This is a genomic window from Acidimicrobiales bacterium (genome assembly GCA_036270875.1).
Lineage (GTDB): Bacteria > Actinomycetota > Acidimicrobiia > Acidimicrobiales > AC-9 > AC-9.
Genome location: DATBBR010000084.1, coordinates 1 through 7,665, shown reverse-complemented (window position 1 = coordinate 7,665; position 7,665 = coordinate 1). Strand labels below are relative to the sequence as shown.

Annotated in this window: 8 protein-coding genes; all 8 read left to right on the top strand. The window is 72.9% G+C overall.

Annotation, left to right across the window (positions count from 1 at the left end):
- Positions 1-172: 172 nt before the first annotated feature.
- A complete protein-coding gene (gene rplM / locus VH112_09975) occupies positions 173-625 on the top strand; it encodes a 50S ribosomal protein L13 (protein ID HEX4540559.1) in 453 nt (150 codons plus the stop codon).
- Positions 626-636: 11 nt separating this feature from the next.
- The gene (gene rpsI / locus VH112_09970) at positions 637-1,029 is read left to right on the top strand and encodes a 30S ribosomal protein S9 (protein ID HEX4540558.1); all 393 of its coding nucleotides are present in this window, start codon (positions 637-639) and stop codon (positions 1,027-1,029) included.
- Positions 1,030-1,036: 7 nt separating this feature from the next.
- Entirely contained in the window at positions 1,037-2,440 is a 1,404-nt protein-coding gene (gene glmM / locus VH112_09965; protein HEX4540557.1) for a phosphoglucosamine mutase, read from the top strand.
- A gap of 10 nt (positions 2,441-2,450) precedes the next feature.
- Positions 2,451-4,301, top strand: a complete 1,851-nt coding sequence (gene glmS, locus VH112_09960) for a glutamine--fructose-6-phosphate transaminase (isomerizing) (GenBank protein HEX4540556.1) — start codon at positions 2,451-2,453, stop codon at positions 4,299-4,301.
- Entirely contained in the window at positions 4,301-4,735 is a 435-nt protein-coding gene (gene acpS / locus VH112_09955; protein ID HEX4540555.1) for a holo-ACP synthase, read from the top strand. The genes glmS and acpS overlap by 1 nt, the downstream gene beginning before the upstream one ends.
- A complete protein-coding gene (locus VH112_09950; GenBank protein ID HEX4540554.1) occupies positions 4,732-6,105 on the top strand; it encodes an NAD(P)H-hydrate dehydratase in 1,374 nt (457 codons plus the stop codon). Before acpS ends, VH112_09950 begins: the two co-directional genes overlap by 4 nt.
- Entirely contained in the window at positions 6,102-7,097 is a 996-nt protein-coding gene (locus tag VH112_09945; protein HEX4540553.1) for an alpha/beta hydrolase, read from the top strand. Before VH112_09950 ends, VH112_09945 begins: the two co-directional genes overlap by 4 nt.
- Positions 7,094-7,665, top strand: a 572-nt coding sequence (locus VH112_09940) for a P1 family peptidase (GenBank protein HEX4540552.1), incomplete at its 3' end; no start/stop codon positions are given. The genes VH112_09945 and VH112_09940, both read left to right, overlap by 4 nt.

The following is a 7,665-nucleotide window of genomic DNA, read 5'->3' as shown; positions in this document are numbered from 1 at the left end:
CGTCGGCGCTGGCCAGCACGGGCCGGGCGCCGACGCCGCCAGGACCCCCGTTTGCCGGTACCGGGGCGCCGATCTAACCTGGCTTGTCGGCTCGGCGCCGTCCCGGCGCGACCCGTGTCTCCGAAACTGTCGGAATAGTCGGAACCCGTCGGAATCCCTGGAAGAGCTCCCCGTGCGCACCTACTCACCGAAGCCCAGCGACATCGACCGCGCCTGGCACGTCGTCGATGCCGACGGGCTGGTGCTCGGCCGTATGTGCGCCGAGGTGGCGCGGGTCCTGCGGGGCAAGCACAACCCGCGGTTCGCCCCCCATTTCGACATGGGTGACCACGTGGTGATCGTCAACGCGGCCAAGGTGGTCATGACGTCCGACAAGGCCGGCAAGAAGCGCTACTACCGCCACAGCGGCCACCCGGGGAGCCTCACGAGCCGCACCTACGCCGAGCTGTTGGCCACCCGGCCGGAAGAGACCGTTCGCCGGGCGGTGCGGGGCATGCTTCCCAAGGGCCCGCTCGGTCGGCGCACCTTGAAGAAGCTCAAGGTCTACGCCGGCCCCGTCCATCCGCATACTGCCCAGGACCCCCAGCCCCTGCCCCTCGAGGGCGCCCGGTCCCGCCCGGCCTGAGGAGCCCGACCATGCCCCAGCCCATCGTCAAGACCACCGGTCGCCGCAAGTCGGCCGTCGCGCGCGTGCGTTTTCGGTCCGGCGGCGGGACCATCAGGATCAACCGGCGCCCGATCGAGGAGTACTTCCCCTCGGCGACCCACCGGATGATCGCCACCGAGCCGCTTCGACTGGCCACGGCGGCGGAGTCCTACGACATCGAGGCGACCATCGGCGGGGGCGGCACGTCCGGCCAGGCCGGTGCCCTCCGCCTCGGGATCGCCCGGGCCCTGGCCGAGCTGGACGGTGACCTGCGGGTACCCCTCAAGCGGGCGGGGTTCCTGACGCGCGACGCCAGGGAGAAGGAGAGCAAGAAGTACGGCCTCAAGAAGGCCCGCAAGGCGCCCCAGTACTCGAAGCGGTAGCCCCGCTTTGAGCCTGAAGTTCGGCACCGACGGGCTCCGAGGCGTCGCCAACGCTGAGCTCACCCCCGAGCTCGTCCTCGCCCTCGGACGGGCTGCGGCCCGTGTCGTTCCGGCGCCGGAGTTCATCGTGGGTCGGGACACGCGGCTGTCGGGCCCCCTGCTGCAGGCCGCGCTGTCCGCCGGGCTCGCCAGCGAGGGGGTGCGGGTCGCCGATGTCGGCGTGATCCCCACGCCGGGTCTGGCCTGGCTCTCGGCGAGGCGCAAGCTTCCGGCGGCGATGATCTCGGCCTCGCACAACCGGTACCCCGACAACGGCGTCAAGCTCTTCGGTGCCGGGGGGACCAAGCTGTCCGACCCCGTCGAGCGGGCCCTGGAGGCCGAGCTGGCCCGGGTGGTCGGCGAGCCCACCGCATCGGGCCGGACCGCGCCGCTCCCGGCGCTCTCGTCGCCCGACCTCGAGGCGGCGGTGGGGGCCTCGGTGGGCCGCATCGACCCCGACCCGGCGGGGATCGACGAGTACAGCGGCCACCTCGTCGCCGCGCTGGAGGGCCGACGCCTCGACGGCCTTCGCTGCGTGCTGGACTGCGCCAGCGGCGCCGCAAGTCATGTCGCCCCGTCGGTCCTCGCCCGGTTGGGCGCCGACGTGAGCGTGATCGCCGATGCTCCTGACGGCACGAACATCAACGACGGCTGCGGCTCGACCCACCCCGAGGGCCTCCAGCGCGCCGTCGTGGCGGCCGGCGCCGATGTGGGACTGGCCTTCGACGGCGACGCCGACCGAGTGCTGGCCGTCGACCACACCGGGACCCTCGTCGACGGTGACCACCTGATGGCCATGTTCGCCGTGGACCTCCAGGAGCGCGGCCTCCTCGCCTCGGACACGGTGGTGGCGACGGTCATGACCAACCTGGGGATGTTGCTCGCCCTCGAGGCCAGGGGCATCCGGGTGTGCCAGACCAGCGTGGGCGACCGCCACGTCCTGGCCGCCATCGAGGAGGGCGGCTACAGCCTGGGCGGGGAGCAGTCGGGTCACATCATCTTTCGACAACTTGCAACCACCGGCGACGGGATCCTCACCGGCCTGCAGCTCCTCGATCTGCTGCGGCGTCGAGGCCGGTCCCTGGCTGAGCTGGCGGGTGAGGCGATGACCCGGCTTCCGCAGGAGCTGGTCAGCGTGGCCGTGTCCGACCCCGAGCAGCTGGCGTCGGCCGGCGTCGTGTGGCAGGAGGTGGCGGCGGTCGAGGCCGAGCTGGGCCGCGCCGGTCGGGTCCTGCTCCGGGCCAGTGGCACCGAACCGGTCGTACGGGTCATGGTCGAGGCCCAGAGCGCCGATCAGGCCCGCGCTGCCGTCGACCGACTCTGCAGCGCCGTGCGCCGCCAGCTGGGGGACGCCGGTGAGCGGACGCCGTAGCCTTTAGGTCATGTGCGGCATCATCGGCGCGACCGGATCGTCCCCAGTGCTGCCTGTCCTCCTCGAGGGGCTGGCACGACTCGAGTACCGCGGCTACGACTCGGCCGGTATCGCGCTGCTGGCCGACGGGGGCGTGTGGCGCCGACGGCGGGCCGGCGGCAACAAGAGCGTGGCCGAGCTGACCGAGACGGTGGGCGACGCCCCGGCCGCCACCACCGGTATCGGCCACTCGAGATGGGCGACCCACGGGGCGCCGACGGAGCCCAACGCCCACCCGCACACCGACGCCACCGGCCGTCTGGCCCTCGCCCACAACGGGATCATCGAGAACTACCGGGAGCTGGCCGGGACCCTGCCCGAGGGCGGCGACGAGTTGACCAGTGACACCGACACCGAAGTGCTGGCGCACCTGATCGCAGCCCGCAAGCGCGACGGCGTGGGCCTGGCCGACGCCGTGCGCGCCGCCTTGGCCGAGGTCCAGGGCAAGTTCGCCCTCGCCGTGGTCCACGCCGACGAGCCGGGACTCATCGTCGGCGCCCGCCGGGGCTCGCCGCTCATCGCCGGCCAGGCCGACGGCACCGGCCTGCTGGCGTCCGACATCCCCGCCATCCACGGCCGGGCCGAGAGCGTCTTCGTCATCGACAACGACCGCGTCGCCGAGGTCCGTCCCGGCAACGTCCGGGTCACCGACCTGGCCGGGCGCGAGGTCGACCTCGTCGCCCGCGAGGTCAGCTGGGACCTGGAGGCCGCCGAGAAGGGCGGCTACCCCGACTTCATGATGAAGGAGATCCACGAGCAGCCGGCCGCCGTGCGCGACACGCTGCTGGGCCGCATCGTCGGTGGACGTCTCGTGCTCGACCAGATGCGACTGTCGGACGATGACGTGCGTCAGGTCGACAAGGTCTTCGTCGTCGCCACCGGCTCGAGCTACCACGCCGGGATGGTGGGCCGACTATCCATCGAGCACTTCGCCCAGCTGCCCACCGAGCTCGAGATTGCCAGCGAGTTCCGCTACCGCGACCCTGTGCTCGACGCCTCCAGCCTGGTGGTGGCCATCAGCCAGTCGGGCGAGACGCTGGACACCATGGAGGCCGTGGCCCACACCAAGGCCATGAGCAAGGCGCGCGTGCTGGCGGTCACCAACGTGGTGGACTCGTCGCTCGCCCGGGATGCCGACGCGACGCTCTATACGCGGGCCGGACCAGAGATCGCGGTGGCCTCGACCAAGTGCCATGTGGCCCAGCTGGTGGCCATGCACGTCCTCGCCCTGTACCTCGCCCAGGTGCGCGGCAAGTACTACCCCGAGGAGGTTGCCCACCAGCTCGAGTGCCTGCAACGCCTGCCCGACCGCGTCCAGGCTGCCATCGACACCGCCCCGGCGGTGACCGATGTGGCCCGGCAGGTCGAGGGGGTGCGCGACTTCTTCTTCATCGGCCGGGGCGTGGGAAACGCCATGGCCCTGGAGGGCGCCCTCAAGCTCAAGGAGATCAGCTACCTCCGGGCCGAGGGCTATCCCGCAGGCGAGCTCAAGCACGGCCCCATCGCGCTCATCGAGCCGGGCGTCGTGGTGGTTGCCATCGCCACCCGCAGCCGCCTCCGGGACAAGCTGCTGGCCAACATGCAGGAGGTCAAGGCCCGAGGGGCGATCGTCATAGCCCTGGTCGACGACGACGACGCTGACGACGCCCACGTGCGGGCGCTCGCCGACCACGTACTGACGGTGCCGTACGCGGGCCACGAGCTGTTCCAGCCCGTGGTCGACGTCGTGCCCCTCCAGCTCTTCGCCTACGCGCTGGCCATGGCGCGGGGCAACGACGTCGACCGTCCCCGCAACCTGGCCAAGACCGTCACCGTCGAGTGATGACCCCGTCGGGGGCTGCGATCGAGGGAGTCGGGCTCGGGATCGACGCCGTGGAGGTGCCGAGGTTCCGCCGGGCGCTCGAGCGCCGACCCGGTCTGCGACGGCGCCTGTTCACCGACGGCGAGCTGGCCTACGCGGCCCGGTTCGCCGACCCCGCCCCGAGGCTGGCGGCCCGCTTCGCCGTGAAGGAAGCGGCCATGAAGTCGCTCGGCGTCGGCCTCGGCGCCTTCGCCTTCCACGATGTCGAGGTGGTACGCCGACCTGGAGGCGCGCCCGCTCTCTCCGTGGCGGGCAAGGCATCCGAGCTGGCGAGGCGCCTGGAGGTCACGGCCTGGCGGGTGTCGATCACCCACACCGACCTGATGGCCGAGGCCGTGGTGCTCGCGCTGGCCGGCCCGGGAGGCCGGCCCGTCGACCCGGCTGGCAGCCGATGAAGCCGGTCGTGACGGTGGACGAGATGAAGGCCATCGACGCCGAGGCGCAGCGGCGCGTGAGCCTGGACACCCTCGTCGACCGGGCCGGTGCCGCGGTTGCCCGGTCCGTGCTCCGCCAGATGGGGGGGTCGTACGGGCGTCGGGTCGTCGTCGTGGCCGGCAAGGGCCACAACGGAGATGACGGCCGGGTCGCTGCCGTCCGGCTCCGGCGGCGCGGCGTCGGGGTCAGGGTGGTCGACGCAGGAGCGGCTGGGGAGGTTCTGGCGCCCTGCGACGTCGTCGTGGACGCCGCCTACGGCACGGGATTTCGGGGGCAGTACCAGGCGCCCGGCGTGCCGGCGGGCGCGCTCGTGGTGGCCGTCGACATCCCCTCGGGGGTGAACGGCGACACGGGAGAGGCGGCCGCCGGTGCGGTGCAGGCCGACGCCACCGTGACCTTCGCCGCCCTCAAGCCGGGGCTGCTCCTCGGCGAGGGACCGGCGCGGTCGGGATCGGTCGAGGTCGTCGATATCGGCCTGGACGTCAGCAGGGCCCGCATCCACGTGGTGGAGGATGCCGACGTGGCCGAGCAGCTGCCCAGGCGATCGCGAGACACACACAAGTGGGAGACGGCCGTCTACGTGGCCGCCGGGTCGCCCGGGATGATGGGCTCGGCGACCTTCTGCTCGTTGGCGGCGATGCGGGCGGGGGCAGGGATGCTCCAGCTCGGGGTGCCGGGTGCCGGCCCGCGGGACCTGCCGAGCAGCGAGGTGGTCGCCCACGGGCTGCCCCCGGAGGGATGGGACGCCGATGTTCTCGGCGTCGTCGGTCGCTGTCGGGCGCTGGTCATGGGGCCGGGGCTCGGACGATCGGAGGCCACAGCCGCGGCCGTCCGCCGCCTGGTCGCCGAGTGCCCCGTTCCCGTGCTCGTCGACGCCGACGGGCTCAACGTGCTGGGCGGGGCCGAGGAGGTCGCCAAGCTTGTCGCCGGCCGCTCGACCTCGGTCGTGCTGACCCCCCACGCCGGCGAGTACGCACGCCTCGCCGGCGCTGCACCAGCGCCCGATCGGATCGGCGCGGCCCGCGACCTGTCCCGGCGCACCGGCGCCGTGGTGCTGCTGAAGGGCTCGACGACCGTCGTGGCCGCGCCTGACGGTCGATCGCTGGTGTCGACCTCGGGCTCGTCCCAGCTGGCCACCGCCGGCACGGGCGACGTCCTCTCCGGCGTCATCGGCGCCTTCCTGGCTCGGGGCCTGGGACCCGTCGAGGCGGCGGCGTTCGGGGCCCACGCCCACGGCAGGGCCGCGGGGCTCGGACTCCCCGAGGGCCTGCTGGCCGGCGACCTCGTCGAGCTCGTGCCCCGCTGGCTGTCCGGGGTGACCGCGCCGTGAAGGCCCGCTGGGTCGCGCTGGGCGTCGGCGCCGCCCTCGGGGTGGGCTCGGTGGTCGAGCGTCAGCTCATCCGGCGGGAGAGGGCGCGGGTCGTGCCCGTCGGCGAAGCCGATTTCGTCCCCCCCGTCACCGAGCGGACGATCGAGACCGATGACGGGGGCGAGATCCACGTCCTCGAGCGGGGCCAGGGCCAGCCGATCGTCTTGTTGCACGGGATCACTCTGGCGGCGCGTATCTGGGGCTACCAGCTGCACGACCTGTCGGCCACCCACCGGGTCGTCGCCATCGACCAGCGTGGCCACGGGCAGTCCCGTCCCGGCCGGGAACCGGCCGACCTCACCCGTCTCGGGACCGACCTCCTCACCGTCCTCGAGGCCCTGGACCTCCGGCAGGCGATACTGGTCGGCCACTCGATGGGGGGCATGGTCGTGCTCCGTCTGCTGGCCGACCGTCCCGACACGCTGTCGGATCGGGTGGCGGGGGTCGGCCTGGTGGCCACCTCGGGAGGTCCGCACGCCAGGCTGCCGTACTGGGAGCTCCTGGCCCGAACGCTGTCCCGCCTTGTCGCCCTGCGGCTGCACAAGATGAACGGGGTCGGGCGGGGTCTGCTCCCGCCTGGTGACCTGGCCTACCTGATCGCCCGAGGCGCCTTCGGAGCCGCACCGCGGCCGGCCCACGTCGAGCTGACCCGGGAGATCATCGACGACACCTCGGTGGCCGTCGTGGCCGAGCTCCTGGCCGACGTCATGACGGTCGACCTGTGCCGCGATCTCGGGGCGGTCGACCGGGAGGCGCTGGTCGTCGTCGGCTCCAGGGATGCGTTGACGCCGCCCTGGCAAGCGCGCCGCCTTGTCGCCGCCCTGCCCGAGGCGGAGCTGCTGACCCTGACCGGATGCGGGCACATGGTCATGCTCGAACGTCGGGAGGAGCTCGCCGCTTCCCTCGAGCGGTTCGCAAGGTCGTGCCGCTTGCGGGCGGCGAAGTCCGCGTGATCACCGACCTGTCGGGCGTGCGGGTCGGCCACTGGAGCGACGAGAAGGCCCGGACCGGCTGCACCGTTGTCCTCCTCCCGCCCGGGACGGTGGCGTCGGGAGAGGTTCGGGGAGGCGCGCCGGGAACGAGGGAGTGGGAGTTGCTCGCTCCGGAGCGGCTCGTCCAGCACGTCGATGCCGTGGTGCTGAGCGGCGGATCGGCCTTCGGGCTGGCGGCGTGCGACGGCGTGGCCAGGTGGTGCGAGGAGCGGGGCATCGGCCTGGCGACCCCGGCGGGCCCGGTTCCTATCATCGTCGGCGCTGTCCTGTTCGATCTCGGTGTCGGTGACTCGTCGGTCCGACCGGATGCGGACGCCGGCTACGCCGCGGCCGAGGCGGCGACTGCCGATGTGGTGGCGACCGGAGCGGTCGGAGCGGGCACCGGGGCGACGGTCAGCACGTGGCGGGGGCGGGACGCCGCCGTGCCGGCGGGGATCGGCACTGCCACCGAGCGCCGAGAGCACCTGACCGTGTCGGCGCTCATGGCTGTGAATGCCTTCGGTGATGTCGTCCCGCCCGGCTCCGCCGC